The sequence below is a fragment of the Methylogaea oryzae genome (assembly GCF_019669985.1).
Classification (GTDB): domain Bacteria; phylum Pseudomonadota; class Gammaproteobacteria; order Methylococcales; family Methylococcaceae; genus Methylogaea; species Methylogaea oryzae.
Genome location: NZ_AP019782.1, coordinates 3,033,954 through 3,050,232, shown reverse-complemented (window position 1 = coordinate 3,050,232; position 16,279 = coordinate 3,033,954). Strand labels below are relative to the sequence as shown.

The window sequence follows — 16,279 nt, the reverse complement described above, 5'->3', positions numbered from 1 at the left end:
TCGAAGGGCCCGTGCGGACGTGCTTAGGAATGCCGGCCGGGCGGCCGTTAGCCGCCGTGCCGGCTAAGGGGTAGGCGCTTTGCTTGACCCCTTCGTCTTTATCGGGAGAGCAAATCGCAAGACGGGCTCCCCCGCGTTTTCCCCGTATGCCTGGGAACGCCCCATGGGCGCGATTCACTGATGCTCTTTTTCCGCCAGTTTCGTGTCCCAATTGAACAGTTCCGGCACGGTTCTCACCATGGACCAATGGCTGAGGCCGGCGCGCCAGACCAAGTCCACCGGGCGTAATTCACCTTTCTGGATGAATTCCATAACGTTCAAGGCGCTAAGCGGCCCGTGCTTTTTTCCGTTCTTCATGCAATACCACAACAACTCCTCCTTGTTGTCGGACGCGGCCTCCGAGGCGTCGCCATTTGTTTGGGAAGGCTCGGCGTTGGCGGCTGCAGCGGCGGCGAGTTCGCCCAAGCCCTTGAAGCGTCTGTCGGTTTCAGCCACCCAGCGGCCGAGGGCTTTGGATATCTCCTCCGGTTCTATAGCCATATAAGTGGCCTTGTTGCGATGGACATCCTGCAACACTTGCAACAGCTGATATTTGGCCTCTTCAATGGCGCCGATCGTTTTTTGGGAGAGTTTCAGGCGCACCATGGCGTCGGCGTCGTGAGGCGCCAGCTTGTCGGCGGACAATTCCGATTCGTTGACGATCCGCTCCACGGCGGAAAGGCCGTTGGCGACTTTTTCCAGCGCGCGGTGGGCGCGCGATGGGGGATCGATGCTTTGCCAGCGCGCCAAAGCATCGTTGACCACATCGATCAGCCCGTAGATCGCGGCGTTGTCCGATGCCTGCACGGCATCGTCGCTGCCGATGCCGGCAAGCACTTTAGCCATCGTGTCGAGCACGGCCGGATCGAGCTTGCCGATATTGGCGTTCAGCACCGTCGTTAAATGGTATTGGGATTTGTGCTGCGCAACGCTTGCGATCAATTCGGCGGAGGCTGCGACTCTTCCCAATTCGCCCAGTTTTTTGTCGGTCAGGCCCTGCGGATAGCCGCTTCCGTCGATGCGCTCATGATGTTGGCGTACGGCGGCTAAAACATGCGGCGACAAGCCCTGCACATCCTTGAGTATCGTGTAGCTCAGCGTGGGATGGGTATAAATTTGGCGCCAATCGGACCAACTTAGCTTGCCTTCCCGGTCCAACAGATGGGGGGACAGGAACATCGAGCCGATGTCGTGGAACAAGCCCACGTACATCAGGTTTACCAGCTCGGAAAACGGCATGCGATGCAACGTGCCGATGTATGTGCAGATCAACGTCACTTCCAAGCTGTGCGTGTAGAGCTCCGGAAGCCGTTTCGACATTATCGTGAGGAGGTTGAGCAGCGGCAGCGGTAGCGTTACCCGGTTGAGGCACTCCAGCGCTACCTGCTGTCCCTGCGGCGTGCGCTCGAAAAGACGCGCGCCGGGGGATTGGTCCATGGCCTTTTGCATGTGCAGCCGTATGGCGGCCATCGTCAACGGTTCCATAAAGCGGATGCAGGCGTAAATCGGCTTTTTGAGCTGAGCTTGCGACAGTTTCTGTAGTTTTTGCGGTTCGAGCAGCTCGTTGCGATCCAGCAGTTTTTTCCCGTTACTGTCCTGAATTTCCTCGACGGTGTGGATGCTGTCCTTCTGGGAAACCGCTTTTAGATGCGCTAAGAAAAAATTTTGATTCGTTAAGTCCATGCTGAAAACTCCTCCTGTCTCACGCTTACTTTCTTCGTCGGAACATAATCTAATTCGGCGGGGCGGGCATCCGCCGCCCAAGCCAGGGGGGGACGCCGTTAGCTATCAATAATCGCGCCAAGCAGCGCTCCATGCAAGAGTATTCAATAAAATCAGCATGTTACGAGCTGTGGCGTGGCGGCGAAAAGCTTTGTGGAAAGCCGGTTCGGGGTCCGACCCTCCCGAAACGGCTTCAAAACACGACGCAAAATGGGAATGATACCGCCTCCGCGCGCGGCAAGGGGCAGCGCCGGCACGCCCGGACGAAGCGCTCGGCCGCTCTTATTTGTATTTCTTGGCGAAACCGACCATCAAATCGACCACAGCCATTTTGTTGTTAATGGCGATTTGCTTGTCGAGTTTTCCGTTGAAAATGTCGATAAATCCGGGGAGTTCGTCCGGCGAGCAAGTGTCGAGATTTCTAAAGCCCATGCTCCAATCCGGAAAGTCCCTGCGGATGATTTCATGTTCAAACAGCTTTACGTTGCCGGTGTTTCTCTCGTCGCGGCAGATCGCATCGTATATTTCATGCACGTCCTTGCTATCCCCCTCAAGCACTTGCATATACGTGGCGTTATTATATAGAAGCATTCCGGTAATATTTTGACGTCGATTCCTTTCCCTGGATTGCTCGAGAAGCTTGATGAGGTCGGTTTCGCTCGGCCAGCTCGTGGCGGAGCTGATGTAGAGAAGATGAATCATGGGTAACGCCCCCTGAATAGAAGTGTGAACATGCTGGATTAGCCGAACATGGCGTTTTTCCGCGGTGCTTGATCGTCCGAGGGGGTTCCGCAACCCTTCGTACTGGGTACGGCGCGTCTTGTGGTTGAGTTTTCCGGAGATCCGTCTCGCCGTCGCCGTTCAAGAGGGTAAGACATGGCCGTTCGGCCAAAGTTGGGCGCGTTAGCCAAAAAAAAGGCTTAGCCGAAGCTAAGCCTTTGATTGTATGGGGTGAGCGACGGGGCTTGAACCCGCGACAACCGGAATCACAATCCGGTACTCTACCAACTGAGCTACGCCCACCATTGAAACTGAAACCGCCGCGAAGCGGAATAACTGCTAGAAATCTTGCCATTAATGGCGCGCTTGGCAGGGCTCGAACCTGCGACCCTCGGCTTAGAAGGCCGATGCTCTATCCGGCTGAGCTACAAGCGCATCTTGGTCGGGGTAGAGGGATTCGAACCCCCGACATCCTGGTCCCAAACCAGGCGCGCTACCAGACTGCGCTACACCCCGATCGATTAACCGCTCCGCCGCGAGATGATCTTCGAAGCAGCGGAATTCTAGCCGGATTTTTCTATAAGGTCAACGCGGCGGCGTTAAAGCTTGCTTTTTACCAGGGCATAGATTTCTGCGGTGGCGTCTTCGTTGACGGTCAGGATCGCTTCCAGTTCCGCCACGCGCTGTTCCACGAAATCCTTGTCCCGGATGGTTCCGGTGTTGATATAAACGTTGAGCGCGGCGGATTTGAGCGCGGCGTATGCGGCCATGACGGCCACGCCGGCGTCGGTAACGACGTTGCGGTTGCCTTGTTCCGCCGCGATGCGGCTGAGGGCGATGGCTTCGGCGCACGCGCGGGCGCATTCCATGGGCACGTCGGTGGCTTGCTTGAGGGCGGCCTGGATGGCGGCGCTGCGGGCCGCCTTCTGTTCGTCGCTGTCCTTGGGCAGGCCGTAGGCGGCCATGACTTTGTCGAATACCTCCACATCGGCCCGTACCATGTCGGCGAGCTTGGCCCGCAGGGCTTCCGTCCGCTGCAGCAGGGCGCGCATGTCGGCGTCCACCGCTTCGTAGCCTTTTTTGCCGATGGTGAGGTTGCACACCATGCTCACCAAGGCGGCGCCCATGGCGCCCATCACCGCTGCCGCGCTGCCGCCGCCGGGCGTGGAGGACTTGCTGGCCAGTTCGTCCAAAAAGGTTTGGACCGGCTTGTCTTTGATCATCCGATTACCTCTCGAGCCAGTGTGTGAAAGATGCGGTAAAACCGGCCATTGTAAAGCATTGAAAGGGGACGGCCCAAGGCCGCGCCGTTTGGCGGGCGTGGCGGCGGTTGCCGCTCCATGGCCGTTAGGCTACTTTATAGCGTTTTTCGTCCCGCGTTTGCGCGGGCTTCCCTTTTACCGCAACTCGGCTTAGCGCGCCTTTCCATGAAGAAACTTCTGTTCCAGCTCGACACCGATTCGTTCGCTTCCGTCTTCGATACCGTGGTGGCCTACGACGGGGGGGCCGATCACGTCATCGGCCATGCCAATGTGACCCCGGAAAACGTTACTCCATTGGTGGAGGGCGCTATTTTTACCCGGCCGCCCAAGGAGAAAAAGAATACCGCCCTGTTTGTCGGCGGCAGCGACTTGGCGGCGGGGCAGGCCCTGTTCCAGGCGGTGCGCAAGCAATTTTTCGCCGATTTTCGCGTATCCGTGATGCTGGACAGTAACGGCAGCAACACCACCGCGGCGGCGGGGGTGGCCAAGCTGGCCGCCAGCGGCGCCATCGCGGGCAAGAAGGCCGTGGTGTTGGCCGGTACCGGGCCTGTGGGGCAACGTGCGGCGGTGATGTTGGCCAAGGAAGGGGCGCGGGTGGCTGTCACCTCCCGGCAAATGGCTCGCGCCGTGAAAGCTTGCGAGGACATGCGGGTCCGGTTCGGCGTGACGCTGACGCCGCTGGAAGCGGTCGACAACGAAGCGCGCGCCGCCGCCATCGCCGACGCCCAGATCGTTTTCGCCTGCGGCGCCGCCGGCGTGTTGTTGCTGGAAGAGCAGCATTGGAAAGATAACCCCCATCTGGAGATGCTGGCCGACGCCAACGCGACGCCGCCCTTGGGGATCGCCGGCATGGAGATGTTCGATCGGGGCGCCGAACGTCACGGCAAAATCTGTTGGGGCGCTATCGGCTTCGGCACCCTGAAACTGGCGGTGCACCGGGCTTGCATCGGCAAATTGTTCGAATCCAACGACCAAGTGTTCGACGCCGAGGAAATTTTCGCCTTGGCCAAGAGCATGGCTTAAACCTAACCTCTCCACGGCTTGCCGACGTTCGCCGCGGCAAGTCCGTTCCGCTTTTCCGCCAACGTTGCCGCCAGGCTCGGCTCGTCTATCCGTTTTGCGTCTTTGGGACGTGCGGGCATAAAAAAGCCGGCTTGGAAGCCGGCTTGATGGAGGAGAGGGCGGTTACTGCGCTGCCTTCAGGTGCGTGACCGCGTCCTTGGCGTGGCCTGTGGCGACGTCCGCATGACCCATTTTCCCGTGTTCGATAGCGGCTTTCAGGTGGGTGATGCCTTGTTCCAGGTGCGGATTGGCTTTTTCCTTTTGGCCGGCTTCGGCGTGTTTCAGCGCTTCTTCCGCGTGTTGGGTCAGCACGTCGGCGTGCTTGGCTTCGCCGTGGGTGACCGCCGCGTTGGCGTGTTCCAGCGCCTGGGCGGCGTGGCTGGCTTCGGCCGCTTGGGCGGCGCCGTAGGCGCCGAATAACAGGCTGGCTGCGAGAGCAATGACTTTCACTTGCATAACAATCTCCTTGCCTTTTCGTTGATTGCGGCATCCGTCTGCCCATCGGCCTAGGAGTGCCGCGCTTCTGAGTATTGCAGACCAAAGGGGGTTGTCAAGGCGAGGCGGCGCGGCCGGCAAATGGTTGCCAGGGGCGGCGGTAAGTATTGCCGGTTTTGCGGGGCGCCCAGCGTCATCGGGCCGGTTTTGAGGGAGGGCTCTTCCTGGATATTGCCGCGTTGTAGCGCCTGTTGGCGGGTTTTCGGAATATTGGCCCGAGTCTTGCTCCTGTCATGTCAGGCTGCGGTTGCAGCGTGAATCAGGCGGCAATGAAGAGCATGTCGGCCGAATCTTCGGTTTAAATTAGGAGTTAAGACCATGTCCGTAATCAACACCAACATGATGTCCTTGAATACTCGCCGCAACCTGGAGAAATCCGAGGCGAGTCTGTCCACGACAATGGAACGGCTGTCTTCCGGTTTGCGGGTCAACAGCGCTAAGGACGATGCTGCCGGCTTGGCCATCGCTTCCCGCCTGTCGTCGCAGATTAACGGTATGAACGTCGCCATGCGCAACGCCAACGACGGCATCTCCATGGCGCAGACGGCGGAAGGCGCCATGAGCAACCTCGGCGATATGCTGCAACGCATGCGCGATCTGGGCATCCAGTCCATGAACGGCAGCAACGCCTCCGGCGACCGCAACAACCTGAACACCGAATTTAAGCAGCTGGCGTCGGAACTGCAGCGCGTCATCAATTCCACCACCTTCAACGGCAACGCCATCCTCAACGGCAAGGCGTACAGCACGACTTCCGTGGTGGTGTTCCAGGTGGGCGCCGACGCCTTGGCCAACAACAAGATTTCCATTCGCATGAGCAACCTGTCGGCTGGCGCGATGAAATCGGTATTCTCCGGCGGCACCATCTCCCGCGTTTCCGCCGCCAGCGGTTACGTCAAGGCCATCGACAACGCCATTACCCAGGTAACCACGCTGCGGGCCAAATTGGGTGCCGTACAGAACCGCTTGACCAACACGATCAACGGCTTGCGCATCACGACGGAAAACCAGTCGGCCGCGCGCTCCCGCATCATGGACGCGGATTTCGCGGCGGAAACGTCGAACTTGAGCCGCTCGCAGATCCTGCAGCAGGCCGGTACGGCGATGCTGTCCCAGGCGAACTCGGCGCCGCAGCAGGTACTCAAGCTGTTGCAGTAAACCTGGATCGGCGGTCGCGGCACTCGACCGCATCCACGGTTGCGATAAAAAAACGCCGGCACTGCCGGCGTTTTTTATTGCTTCGACGGCGGTGTTTTAGCGAAAAGGCTTGCGGCGTTGCGACGCGCGTTTCTTCAAGGACGGCGGCTGTTTCCGGTCAACGGTTGGCCGGACACCGCCGCCGGGGCGCGCAAGCGAGTGTGTCTGCGCGAGGTTTGCCTTGGCGTGGAAGGCTATCGGCGGGAACATCGCACGACTTTGGCCGGCGAGTATGCCCAGGACGGTTTCGCGCTGCCGCCTGCGCGAGGCTAGAGGGTGGAGCGAAGGGGCTGGGGGCGCTCAATCGAAGCCTTGCGACCGCCCGCTTTGCAGCGGTTGGAGCCGTCTTCGGCAGGCAATAAAAAACGCCGGCGATGCCGGCGTTTTACGGGGTGGTAGGTTTACTGGCGGCTTGCGGGAAGCCTGCGCCATTCCGCTCAGCGGCCGCTTTCCAGCGCGGCGATGCGTTTTTCCAGGGGCGGGTGGCTCATGAACAGCTCCATCCAGCCGTTGGCACCGCCACGGATGCCGAAGGCGGCGAATTCCGTCGGCATTTCCGCCGGCTCGTGGGCCTTTTGCAGGGCGCGCAAAGCGGAAATCATTTTTGCGCGGCCGGCCAGGTTGGCGCCGCCGGCGTCGGCGCGGAATTCGCGCCAGCGGGAGAACCACATGACGATCATGCTGGCGAGAATGCCCAAGACGATCTGCGCCACCATTTGCGTGATGTAGTAGGCCGGGCCGAAGCCGCTGGATTCCTCGTTGTCGGAACGGAACAGGGTGCGGTCCACCACATAGCCGGCCACGGTGGCGAGGAAGTAGACGAAGGTGTTCACCACGCCCTGGATCAAGGTCATGGTCACCATGTCGCCGTTGGCCACGTGGGAAATTTCATGGCCCAGCACGGCTTCCACCTCGGACTGGCTCATGTTGTGCAGCAAGCCGGTGCTCACCGCCACCAGGGCGTTGTCGCGGCTGGCGCCGGTGGCGAAGGCGTTGGGTTCGTGGGCGTCGAACATGCCCACTTCCGGCATGCCGATGCCGGCCTGCTTGGACAGGCGCTGTACCGTTTCCACCAGCCATGCTTCGGTGGCGTTGCTCGGCCTTTCGATGACGTAGACGCCCATGGAGCGCTTGGCCATCCATTTGGAAATGAACAGGGAAATGAACGATCCGGTCATGCCCATGAAGGCCGACACGATAAGCAAATGGGTCAGGTTGAGGGGGACGCCTTTTTGCTGCAGTAGCGCGCCCAATCCCAGCAAATGGAACAGGATGCTGACGACCGCCATGATGGCGATGTTGGTCAAGAGAAATAACAGTATGCGCATGGAACGTTTTTCCTTCCGGGTTGCGGGTGCACTAGTATATGGGGCTTCCCCGCCTGGAAATCAAGTTGAGCGGTCTCGGCGGCCGAGCATCCGCCAGGGCGGCGGTGGGATAAATACCGTAACCGGCTGAGGAGTGAATATGGGTAGGACGATACAGGCCATGGCGATGCTTCTGGCTTTTGCTTGGATAGCGCCGGCCACGGCCGCGCACTTGGACGGCGAGGTGATCGTCGGCGGAGACGCCGCCGTGGAGCGGGCCGTTTTACCCAAAGGCTTCCGGCTTTCCCTTTACACCGGCCAAACCCCCGAGGCCCGCTCCTTGGCTTTGGGGGACGACGGCACTGTTTACGTGGGCAGCCGGGAACTCGGCAAGGTGTACGCCGTGCGCGACACCGACGGCGACGGCCGCGGCGATCAAGTGACCGTTATCGCCTCCGGCCTCAATTTGCCCAACGGCGTGGCTTTTTACCAGGGGGCGCTGTATGTGGCCGAGGTGCACCGCATTATCCGTTTCGACCGCATCGCTTCCCGGTTGGACCATCCCCCGAGGCCGGCGGTGGTGTACGACGGCCTGCCGCGCGATGCGCTGCACGGCTCCCGCTATCTGCGGGTGGGGCCGGACGGCAAGCTGTATCTGGGCATCGGCGTGCCGTGTAACGTTTGCCAGCCGGCGCGGGAGATTTACGGCACCCTGGCCCGATTGAACCGTGACGGCAGCCGTTTTGAAATCGTTGCCCGCGGCATACGCAATACGGTGGGATTCGACTGGCAGCCGGGTACCGGCCAGTTGTATTTCACCGACAACGGCCGCGACTTGCTGGGCGACGATTCGCCGCCGGAGGAGTTGAACCGTTTGGATCGGCCCGGCTTGCACTTCGGTTTCCCCCATTGCCATGGCGGCGATGTGGCCGATCCTCAGTTCGGCAAGGAGCAGGCTTGCGACGGGTTCGCCGCGCCGGTGTGGCGTTTTCCCGCCCACGTGGCGCCCCTGGGGATGCGCTTTTACACCGGCAAGCAGTTTCCGGCGGAGTATCGCGAGCAGTTGTTCGTCGCTCAGCACGGTTCGTGGAACCGCAGTACGCCCTTGGGCTACCGGGTCGTGCTGGTGCGTTTCGAGAAAAACCAGCCGGTGGCCGACCAAGTGTTTATCGACGGTTGGTTGACCCCCAACGGAAAAGTCCTGGCGCGGCCGGTGGATATCCTGCAAATGCCGGACGGTTCGCTGCTGGTGTCCGACGAAATGAACGGCGCCCTTTACCGGATCAGCTACGCCGATTAAACGGCGCGTTCAGCGCTCGCGCTGCCGCAGCAGCCAGCGCCGTTTTTCCAGGATGGCGTCGGTTTCCTGGTCCAATGCCGCCAGGGCTTCGTCCTGGGTCATTTTGCCGCGCGCCGCTTGTTCGGCGTAGTAGGCGATCTTGCTGGCGATGCGTTCCCACTCCGGCACTTGCGGCGCGGCGCGCATATGCGGCAGCTGCCGGCGGAAAGCCTCCAGGGTAGGGTCGGTGGCCAGGGCCGGGTCGGCCCAGCTGTCGCGGCGCGGCGGCAGGTCGCCGGTCAATTGGTAAAAGCGGATTTGCTGTTGCGGCTGGGACAGGTATTCCAGCACGGCCCAGGCGGCATCGGGGTGTTGGGCTTGGCGACTGATCGCCAGGCTGGCGCCGCCGGCCAGGGACAAGCCCGGCTCGTCGCCTTCCCGCGCCGGCAGGGGAGCGGTCGCCCAGCGCGATTGCATGGCCGGCGGCAGGCGGCGGCGCAGTTCTCCCACGTTCCACGGGCCGCTGACGAAGGCGGCGAAATAACCGCGGGCGAATTCCTGATGGGTGTTGGAGATTTGGCTGCTGCTTTGCGCCGGAGCCAAGTGTCGTTGATAAAGCGACACGTAGAAACCGAAGGCGCGGCGGAAGGCGTCGCTGCGGAAGTTGCCGTAACGGCCGCCGTCGCGCAGCAATTCGGCGTTTTCCTGCCAAGCCAGGGCCGTCGGCAGTTCCCATTCGTTCATGGGCAGCAACAAGGCGTACTCGGCGCGTTTGCCTGCCTGGACTTTGCCCAGGGCTTTCAGCCATTGCTGCCAAGTGGCCGGCACCTGGCCGACGCCGGCTTTTTCCAATAGGTCCGTGCGGTAGAACAACACGCGGGTGTCCACGTACCAGGGCAGGCCGTACAGCTCCCCATCCAGGCGATTGGCGTCCAGGGCGGCCGGATAGTAATCGTCCGGCGGTAGGGACGAGGCCGCCAGCCGCCGGTCCAAGGGCTGCAGCGCGCCGATGGCGACGAATTCCGCCAGCCAGGTGCCGCCCAGTTGCACCACGTCGGGCATATTGCCGCCGGCATAGGCGGTGAGCAGCTTTTCGTGGGCGGCGCTCCAGGGGATCTGCTGGACTTTGACTTTGATGCCGGGATGGGCCGACTCGAATTCCGGCAGCAATTGCTGCACCACCTCGCCTTCCCGGCCCATGGCCCACAACACGACGGTTTCCACGTCGGAGGCGGTGCCGCCGCAGCCGGTCAGGGCCAGTGCGGCCAGTAGAGGAATCGGCCGGAGCCAATGGAAAAGTAGCATGGGGCTGGCGGAATTAAGGGAAAGAAGCGGCCGGTCAATCATATAATGTTACGCCGGCTTAGCCCACGAAATGAATCGTCGGTTTGCGTCCCGCGCCGCGCCGGTTGCCGAATGGGGTTGACGCAGGGGCGCTCGCCTCGCTTTTGGCGTCGCCGTTTCGGGCAAGCCCCGCACCGTCGCTAGGCGCGTATTGAATTTGCTGCACTATTAAGAGGTTATATGTCGAATAGGTTTGGGCGTCCGGGTAAATTTTCCGCGATGTTGACGGTGGGTCTATTGGCGCTGGCTACTCATCCCGCGGTGGTCGTGGCGGATCACATGGGGCCTCCGCCGCGCCCGATCAAGGACAATTGGCAGTTGGAAGTGGGCGGCAAGGACCTTCAGGCTAGGCTCAAGGAACGACTGGTGGGTTGGCCCACCACGGCGCTGGTCAAGGGTTCCGAGTTGCCCAAGGACGGCCAGGCTTTCTTGCAGCGGGTGGCGGCGGATACGTGGCGCGGCTTGGCGGCCTTGACCGACAAGGAGAACGGCTTGCCGCTGGACACGGTGAATTTCAGCGACGCCAGCGTCGACCCCTCCCGGTCCCTGGTGGGCGATTACACCAGCCCCACCAATATCGGCATGCGTTTCGTTTCCCTGGGCGCCGCCATGGACCTGAAATTGATCGACCGGCGCCAGGCCTTGGCCGCGGCGGAAAAAATCGTTTCCACCCTGGAGCGCCTGGAACGCCACGAAGGCTTTTTCTACAACTATTACGACACCACCACCCTGGAGCGTAGCAGCCATTTCGTGTCCTTCGTGGATTCGGCCTGGCTCACCGCCGGCCTGATGGCGGCGCGGCAGACTTTTCCCGAATTGGCGCAGCGTTGCAGCCAGTTGATCGACCAGGGCAATTACCGCTTCTTCTACGACGAGAACCTGCGCCACATGCGCCAGGGCTATGAGGCGGACCACAAGCATCTCACCGACCAACACTACGGGGTGATGTTCACCGAAGCGCGGTTGGGCAGCCTGCTGGCCATCGGCAAGGGGGACGTGCCGGCCGAACACTGGTTCGCCATGCACCGCACCCTGCCGGAAGACCACACCTGGCAGGCGCAGACGCCTATCGGCCGCCATCCCAAGAATTTCGACGGCTTGGAAACCCGCGGCGGCCGCTACCGCTACAAGGATTGGGAGTTCGTGCCCTCTTGGGGCGGCAGCATGTTCGAGGCGTTGATGCCGCGCTTGGTGGTGGACGAAGGCAAGCTGGCGCCCAACAGCCTGGGCCGCAACGGCGCGATCCACACCGAGATCCAGCGCCGCTACGCCCTGGAGGAGCTGAAATACCCGGTGTGGGGCATGTCTCCCTCCGCTACGCCGGGCGGTCCGTACCACGAATACGGCGCCAAGATGTTGGGCGTGTCCGGCTACCAGCCCGGCGTGGTGACGCCCCACGCGGCGGCCCTGGCCCTGCTCACCGAGCCCAAGCAAGCCACCGCCAACCTCATGGAACTGGCGCGGCGCTACCCGGTTTACGGCGAATACGGCTTTTACGACGCCGTCGATCCCAACACCGGCAAAGTGGCCTACCAGCAGCTCACCTTGGACCAGAGCATGATGTTCCTCGCCATCGCCAACCATTTGAGCGGCGGCAAGGTGCACAAGCGCTTTACTTCCGACCCGATCATGCAGAAGGTGCTGCCGCTGATCCGCAAGGAAAACTTCTTCGATTAAGGCTGGCGATGCCGGCGTCCTGTCTCGCGGTGCGGCTTCGGCCGCGCCGCCCGGCGCTCGACGCAACCTAGAACGGTGTAACTGACATGTCCGACGTAGTGTTTAGCGGAGTGGACAAGGTTTACGGCGACGTGCGCGCCTTGAACCAATTGGATTTGACCATCGAGGAAGGCGAGTTGCTGGTGTGCGTCGGCTCGTCCGGCTGCGGCAAATCCACCTTGCTGCGTTTGATCGCCGGCCTGGAACAGCCCAGCGCCGGCGACATCGCCATCGGCGGCCAATCGGTGAACGGCGTGCCGCCGCAGCAGCGCAACGTGGCCATGGTGTTTCAGGATTACGCGCTCTATCCCCACATGACCGTGCGGGAGAACCTGGAGTTCCCGCTGAAGATGCACGGCCTGGACCGGCCGGAAATCGACCGGCGGGTGCAGCGGGCGGCGGAGCAGGTGCACATGGAGGAACTGCTGGAGCGGCTGCCCAAGCAGCTTTCCGGCGGCCAGCGCCAGCGCGCCGCCATGGGGCGGGCCTTGGTGCGCAAGCCGGCGGTGTTCCTGTTGGACGAGCCGCTCTCCAACCTGGACGCCAAGCTGCGCGTCAACGTGCGGGCGGAAATCGCCGAGCTGCAAGCCGAGCTGGGCACCACCATGGCCTACGTGACCCACGACCAAGTGGAGGCCATGACGCTGGGGCGGCGTGTGGCCGTGTTCCATCAGGGGCGGCTGGAGCAGGTGGCGGACCCGCAAACCCTGTATCGCAAGCCGGCCAATGTGTTCGTCGCCGGCTTCATCGGCAACCCGCCTATGAACCTCCTGCCGGCGCAGCCGTCCGGCGAAGGCGAGTTCCTGGTGGGAGAGCAGCGCGTGCGCTGCGGCGGCTCGCCGGAATTGCTGCGGCGCACCGCCACGCTCGGCGTCCGGCCGGAGCAGCTGTGTTTGTGCCGCAGCGACAGCGAGCCGGGGCTGGCCGGGCAGGTGGACAATATCGAGCACCTGGGCCACGAGACGCTGTTGTACGTGCGTTTGGGGCATGATCCGGCGGCGCTGGCCGTGGCGCGTTTGCAGGGCATGCAGCCTTTCGTCAAGGGCGAGCGGGTGCGTCTGGCTTTTGAACAACAAAATCTGCATTTCTTCGACGCGGACGGCAAGGCGATTTTCAACCCATGACCGATAGCAGCAGCATCCGTTTCCCCGACGGCTTCCTTTGGGGCGCGGCCACTTCGGCCTACCAAGTCGAAGGTTCGCCTTTGGCCGACGGCGCCGGGCCGAGCAATTGGCACCATTTCTCCCATCAGCCGGACGCCATCGCCGACGGCGGCACCGGCGACGTGGCCTGCGACCATTACCGCCGCTACGAGGAGGACGTGGCCCTGATGCGGCAGCTTGGCCTCCAGGCCTACCGCTTCAGCGTTTCCTGGAGCCGCATCCTGCCGGAAGGGCGGGGACGCATCAATCCGGCCGGCCTCGACTTTTACCGGCGTTTGCTGGACCGGCTGCTGGAAGCGGGCATCCAGCCCTGCGCCACGTTGTTCCACTGGGATTTGCCCCAAGCGCTGCAAGAGCAGGGCGGCTGGGCCAACCGCGACAGCGCCAACTGGTTCGCCGATTACGCCCATATCCTGTTCCGCGAACTGGGCGACAAAGTGCCGCTGTGGGCCACCCTTAACGAGCCTTGGGTGGTGGTTAACGACGGCTACATGCACGGCGTCCACGCGCCGGGTCATCGTTCCCTGGACGAGGCGCCCTGGGTTGCCCACAACCTGCTGCGCGCCCACGCCCTGGGCGTGCAGGCGTTCCGCGCCGACGGCCAGGGTCAGATCGGCCTGGTGGTGAACCTGGAGCCGAAATACGCCGCCTCGGTCGGCCCGGACGACGCCGCCGCCATGAGCCGCGCCCACGCCTACATGAACCGCTGGTTCCTCGACGGCGTCATGCTGGGCTCCTACCCGGACGAGCTGGCGGAAATGTTCGGCCAACACTGGCCCCGTTTCGACCTGGCCGACATGGCCTTGCTGCTGGAGCCGTTCGATTTTCTCGGCATCAACTACTACACCCGCAGCGTCAACCGCGACGCGCCGCAAAACCCGCCGCCCCACGCCGAGTCCGTGCGCCAGGAAGGCGCCGAATACACCGAAATGGGCTGGGAGGTGTTCCCCGAAGGCCTGACCCGCACCCTGCAATGGGTCAAGCAGCGCTACGGCGATCCGCCCATTTACATCACCGAAAACGGCGCGGCTTTCGCCGATCCGCCCGCCCACAACGGCCGCGTCGCCGATCCGCGCCGGGTGGAATACCTGCGCGGCCACCTGCGGGCGGCCCACGAGGCCATCCGCTTGGGCGTGAACCTGAAAGGCTATTTCGCCTGGTCGCTGCTGGACAATTTCGAATGGTCGCTGGGGTATGCCAAGACTTTCGGCTTGGTCCAGGTGGATTTTTCCAGCCAGCGCCGTACCATCAAGGACAGCGGTTATTTTTACCGCGATGTCATCGCCCGTAACGGGCTGTAAACCGAACGAAGCAAAAACGGGAGTCGAATCAGCCGATGTCCGATTGGATCGATGTTTGCCCGGCGGCCGATCTGCCGCCGGGAGGCCGTGCCCTGGTGGATGTGGACGGCACGCCGGTGGCGGTGTTCAACCTGGAAGGCGAGTATTACGCCATCCACGACGTGTGCAGCCACGACGGCGCGGAAATCGCCAGCGGCTGCCTGGAGGGCGACGAGATCGTCTGCCCGCGCCACGGCGCGCGCTTTTGCATCCGCACCGGCGCGGTGACCAAGCCGCCGGCCTACGAGGACATCGCCGTCTTTCCGGTGCGGCTGGAAGGCGGCGCGGTGCAGGTGCGGGACGACCGCTGGGATTAAGCTGTGCGGCGGTGTGCGGACCGCGGGTCGCAGCCCTTTGACATGGGATAACGGAACGATGATGCGCTTACTGTCGGCGGTGCTCGTGGGTTTGGCGGTGATGTTGGCCGGTTGCGGCCCCATCTACCACACCGATTACCAAATGCTGCCGGCCGCCAGCGCCGAGGGCCGCATGTGCGGCAACAGCTGCCTGTCGTCCCAGCAGAGCTGCGTCCAGTCTTGCCGTTCGCAGAGCCAAAGCTGCGAGGCCATGGCCCGCCTGGAGTCGCAGAACGACTATTTGAGCTACGTCAACGAGCAACAGCGCAAAGGCAAGCCGGTCAAGAAAAGCCAGTCGGATTTCACCCACTACGGCAACTGCAGCGACAGCAGTTGCGTGGAACGCTGCGAATCAGACTACCGCGCCTGCCACACCAACTGCGGCGGGCGGGTGATTCCGCACACCTATTGCACCGCCTTCTGCGACTAGGCGGACGCCCTTCGCCGCCGGGAGCGCGGCCATCCTGGCCGCAAGCGCGCCGCAGGCGCGGATAGCCGTCGGCTGGCTCCGCCGCGAGCGGGCAGGATGCCCGCGCCCCCGGAGGTTACGCCTTGTCGGCTTTGCCCACGTGCAGCCCGCACTCCTTCTTGCCGCCGTCCTCCCACCACCAGCGGCCTTCCCGCTCGTGCTGGTTGGGCAGGATGGGGCGGGTGCAGGGTTCGCAGCCGATGCTGGTGTAGCCGCGGCGGTGCAGGGCGTTGTAGGGCACGTCGTAGGCTTCGATGTGGTCCCACACTTGGCGCGAAGTCCAGCCGGCCAGGGGGTTGAACTTCACCAGCGCGTGCTCCGGCGTGGAGAAGGCCGGGTCGAGCTGGACCTCGGGTAAATCCTGGCGGGTGTCGACGCTCTGGTCGCGGCGCTGGCCGGTGATCCACGCGTCCAGGCCGGCCAAGGCCCGCTTTAGCGGCTCGACTTTGCGCAGGCGGCAGCATTCGCTGTGGCCGTCGTCGTAAAAGCTGTAAAGGCCTTTTTCCCGCACCATGGCTTCCACCCCGGCCGGATCGGGGAACATCACCCGCAGGCGGATGGGATAACGCTTGCGCACTTCCTCCAGCAGCCGGTAGGTTTCGCCGTGCAACCGGCCGGTGTCCAAGGTGAACACCTGGATGTCCTGGCGGATGGCGCAGGCCAGGTCTATCACCGCCACGTCCTCGGCGCCGCTGAAGGAAATGGCGATATTGTCGAAGCGCTCCAGGGCGGCTCTCAGTACGGCGCGCGGCTTGGCGCCGGCTAGTTGTTGTTGCAGTTGTTGCAGTTCGTCGGCGTTCATTGCTTT

At 62.6% G+C, this 16,279-nt stretch carries 15 protein-coding genes and 3 tRNA genes; 8 read left to right on the top strand and 10 right to left on the bottom strand.

The window, feature by feature from the left end; genetic code table 11:
* Nucleotides 1-174: 174 nt before the first annotated feature.
* From K5607_RS13360 to fchA, 6 genes are all read right to left on the bottom strand, one after another.
* Nucleotides 175-1,803: an HD domain-containing phosphohydrolase gene (locus K5607_RS13360; RefSeq protein ID WP_221047313.1), complete on the bottom strand. Its 1,629-nt coding sequence runs from the start codon at nt 1,801-1,803 to the stop codon at nt 175-177.
* Nucleotides 1,804-2,043: 240 nt separating this feature from the next.
* Nucleotides 2,044-2,463, bottom strand: a complete 420-nt coding sequence (locus tag K5607_RS13355; protein ID WP_054772846.1) for a BLUF domain-containing protein — start codon at nt 2,461-2,463, stop codon at nt 2,044-2,046.
* A gap of 245 nt (nt 2,464-2,708) precedes the next feature.
* Nucleotides 2,709-2,784 (bottom strand) — tRNA-His (locus K5607_RS13350).
* A 55-nt stretch (nt 2,785-2,839) separates the two neighbouring features.
* Nucleotides 2,840-2,916 (bottom strand) — tRNA-Arg (locus K5607_RS13345).
* A gap of 4 nt (nt 2,917-2,920) precedes the next feature.
* Nucleotides 2,921-2,997: transfer RNA gene (locus tag K5607_RS13340), tRNA-Pro, on the bottom strand.
* Nucleotides 2,998-3,080: 83 nt separating this feature from the next.
* The gene (gene fchA, locus K5607_RS13335) at nt 3,081-3,704 is read right to left on the bottom strand and encodes a methenyltetrahydrofolate cyclohydrolase (protein WP_221047312.1); all 624 of its coding nucleotides are present in this window, start codon (nt 3,702-3,704) and stop codon (nt 3,081-3,083) included.
* A 204-nt stretch (nt 3,705-3,908) separates the two neighbouring features.
* On the opposite strand from fchA, the gene K5607_RS13330 reads away from it, so the two are divergent.
* Nucleotides 3,909-4,766 (top strand): NADP-dependent methylenetetrahydromethanopterin/methylenetetrahydrofolate dehydrogenase, encoded by an 858-nt coding sequence (locus K5607_RS13330; protein WP_221047311.1) that lies wholly within the window; start codon nt 3,909-3,911, stop codon nt 4,764-4,766.
* Between the two features lie 162 nt (nt 4,767-4,928).
* Here K5607_RS13330 and smbP read toward each other — a convergent pair whose 3' ends face one another.
* Entirely contained in the window at nt 4,929-5,261 is a 333-nt protein-coding gene (smbP, locus tag K5607_RS13325; RefSeq protein ID WP_054774092.1) for a small metal-binding protein SmbP, read from the bottom strand.
* 357 nt (nt 5,262-5,618) lie between these two features.
* Here smbP and K5607_RS13320 point away from each other — a divergent pair, with 357 nt between their 5' ends.
* A complete protein-coding gene (locus tag K5607_RS13320) occupies nt 5,619-6,458 on the top strand; it encodes a flagellin N-terminal helical domain-containing protein (RefSeq protein ID WP_221047310.1) in 840 nt (279 codons plus the stop codon).
* A gap of 476 nt (nt 6,459-6,934) precedes the next feature.
* Here K5607_RS13320 and htpX read toward each other — a convergent pair whose 3' ends face one another.
* Nucleotides 6,935-7,825 (bottom strand): protease HtpX, encoded by an 891-nt coding sequence (gene htpX / locus K5607_RS13315; RefSeq protein ID WP_221047309.1) that lies wholly within the window; start codon nt 7,823-7,825, stop codon nt 6,935-6,937.
* Between the two features lie 139 nt (nt 7,826-7,964).
* Between htpX and K5607_RS13310 the strand changes: the two genes are divergently transcribed.
* A complete protein-coding gene (locus K5607_RS13310) occupies nt 7,965-9,104 on the top strand; it encodes a PQQ-dependent sugar dehydrogenase (protein WP_054774094.1) in 1,140 nt (379 codons plus the stop codon).
* Between the two features lie 9 nt (nt 9,105-9,113).
* Here K5607_RS13310 and K5607_RS13305 read toward each other — a convergent pair whose 3' ends face one another.
* Complete coding sequence (locus K5607_RS13305) at nt 9,114-10,388, bottom strand: sugar ABC transporter substrate-binding protein (protein ID WP_221047308.1); 1,275 nt, start codon at nt 10,386-10,388, stop codon at nt 9,114-9,116.
* Nucleotides 10,389-10,607: 219 nt separating this feature from the next.
* Between K5607_RS13305 and K5607_RS13300 the strand changes: the two genes are divergently transcribed.
* From K5607_RS13300 to K5607_RS13280, 5 genes are all read left to right on the top strand, one after another.
* A complete protein-coding gene (locus K5607_RS13300; protein WP_082411729.1) occupies nt 10,608-12,104 on the top strand; it encodes a glucoamylase family protein in 1,497 nt (498 codons plus the stop codon).
* Between the two features lie 86 nt (nt 12,105-12,190).
* On the top strand, nt 12,191-13,267 hold the full coding sequence (locus K5607_RS13295) for an ABC transporter ATP-binding protein (RefSeq protein ID WP_221047307.1): 1,077 nt from the start codon (nt 12,191-12,193) through the stop codon (nt 13,265-13,267).
* The gene (locus K5607_RS13290; RefSeq protein WP_054774693.1) at nt 13,264-14,607 is read left to right on the top strand and encodes a GH1 family beta-glucosidase; all 1,344 of its coding nucleotides are present in this window, start codon (nt 13,264-13,266) and stop codon (nt 14,605-14,607) included. The genes K5607_RS13295 and K5607_RS13290 overlap by 4 nt, the downstream gene beginning before the upstream one ends.
* Nucleotides 14,608-14,642: 35 nt before the next feature.
* Nucleotides 14,643-14,963 (top strand): non-heme iron oxygenase ferredoxin subunit, encoded by a 321-nt coding sequence (locus tag K5607_RS13285; protein WP_221047306.1) that lies wholly within the window; start codon nt 14,643-14,645, stop codon nt 14,961-14,963.
* 58 nt (nt 14,964-15,021) lie between these two features.
* Nucleotides 15,022-15,432: a hypothetical protein gene (locus tag K5607_RS13280; RefSeq protein WP_221047305.1), complete on the top strand. Its 411-nt coding sequence runs from the start codon at nt 15,022-15,024 to the stop codon at nt 15,430-15,432.
* Nucleotides 15,433-15,547: 115 nt separating this feature from the next.
* Here the strand turns inward: K5607_RS13280 and K5607_RS13275 are convergent, their stop codons facing one another.
* On the bottom strand, nt 15,548-16,273 hold the full coding sequence (locus tag K5607_RS13275) for a phosphoadenylyl-sulfate reductase (RefSeq protein WP_054775016.1): 726 nt from the start codon (nt 16,271-16,273) through the stop codon (nt 15,548-15,550).
* Nucleotides 16,274-16,279: the final 6 nt, after the last annotated feature.

What these genes read in the sequence shown, in the direction of transcription:
- K5607_RS13355 (WP_054772846.1), bottom strand. Translation starts at nt 2,463, where the DNA reads ATGATTCATCTTCTCTACATCAGCTCCGCCACGAGCTGGCCGAGCGAA.
- fchA (WP_221047312.1), bottom strand. Translation starts at nt 3,704, where the DNA reads ATGATCAAAGACAAGCCGGTCCAAACCTTTTTGGACGAACTGGCCAGC.
- K5607_RS13330 (WP_221047311.1), top strand. Translation starts at nt 3,909, where the DNA reads ATGAAGAAACTTCTGTTCCAGCTCGACACCGATTCGTTCGCTTCCGTC.
- smbP (WP_054774092.1), bottom strand. Translation starts at nt 5,261, where the DNA reads ATGCAAGTGAAAGTCATTGCTCTCGCAGCCAGCCTGTTATTCGGCGCC.
- K5607_RS13320 (WP_221047310.1), top strand. Translation starts at nt 5,619, where the DNA reads ATGTCCGTAATCAACACCAACATGATGTCCTTGAATACTCGCCGCAAC.
- htpX (WP_221047309.1), bottom strand. Translation starts at nt 7,825, where the DNA reads ATGCGCATACTGTTATTTCTCTTGACCAACATCGCCATCATGGCGGTC.
- K5607_RS13310 (WP_054774094.1), top strand. Translation starts at nt 7,965, where the DNA reads ATGGGTAGGACGATACAGGCCATGGCGATGCTTCTGGCTTTTGCTTGG.
- K5607_RS13305 (WP_221047308.1), bottom strand. Translation starts at nt 10,388, where the DNA reads ATGCTACTTTTCCATTGGCTCCGGCCGATTCCTCTACTGGCCGCACTG.
- K5607_RS13300 (WP_082411729.1), top strand. Translation starts at nt 10,608, where the DNA reads ATGTCGAATAGGTTTGGGCGTCCGGGTAAATTTTCCGCGATGTTGACG.
- K5607_RS13295 (WP_221047307.1), top strand. Translation starts at nt 12,191, where the DNA reads ATGTCCGACGTAGTGTTTAGCGGAGTGGACAAGGTTTACGGCGACGTG.
- K5607_RS13290 (WP_054774693.1), top strand. Translation starts at nt 13,264, where the DNA reads ATGACCGATAGCAGCAGCATCCGTTTCCCCGACGGCTTCCTTTGGGGC.
- K5607_RS13285 (WP_221047306.1), top strand. Translation starts at nt 14,643, where the DNA reads ATGTCCGATTGGATCGATGTTTGCCCGGCGGCCGATCTGCCGCCGGGA.
- K5607_RS13280 (WP_221047305.1), top strand. Translation starts at nt 15,022, where the DNA reads ATGATGCGCTTACTGTCGGCGGTGCTCGTGGGTTTGGCGGTGATGTTG.
- K5607_RS13275 (WP_054775016.1), bottom strand. Translation starts at nt 16,273, where the DNA reads ATGAACGCCGACGAACTGCAACAACTGCAACAACAACTAGCCGGCGCC.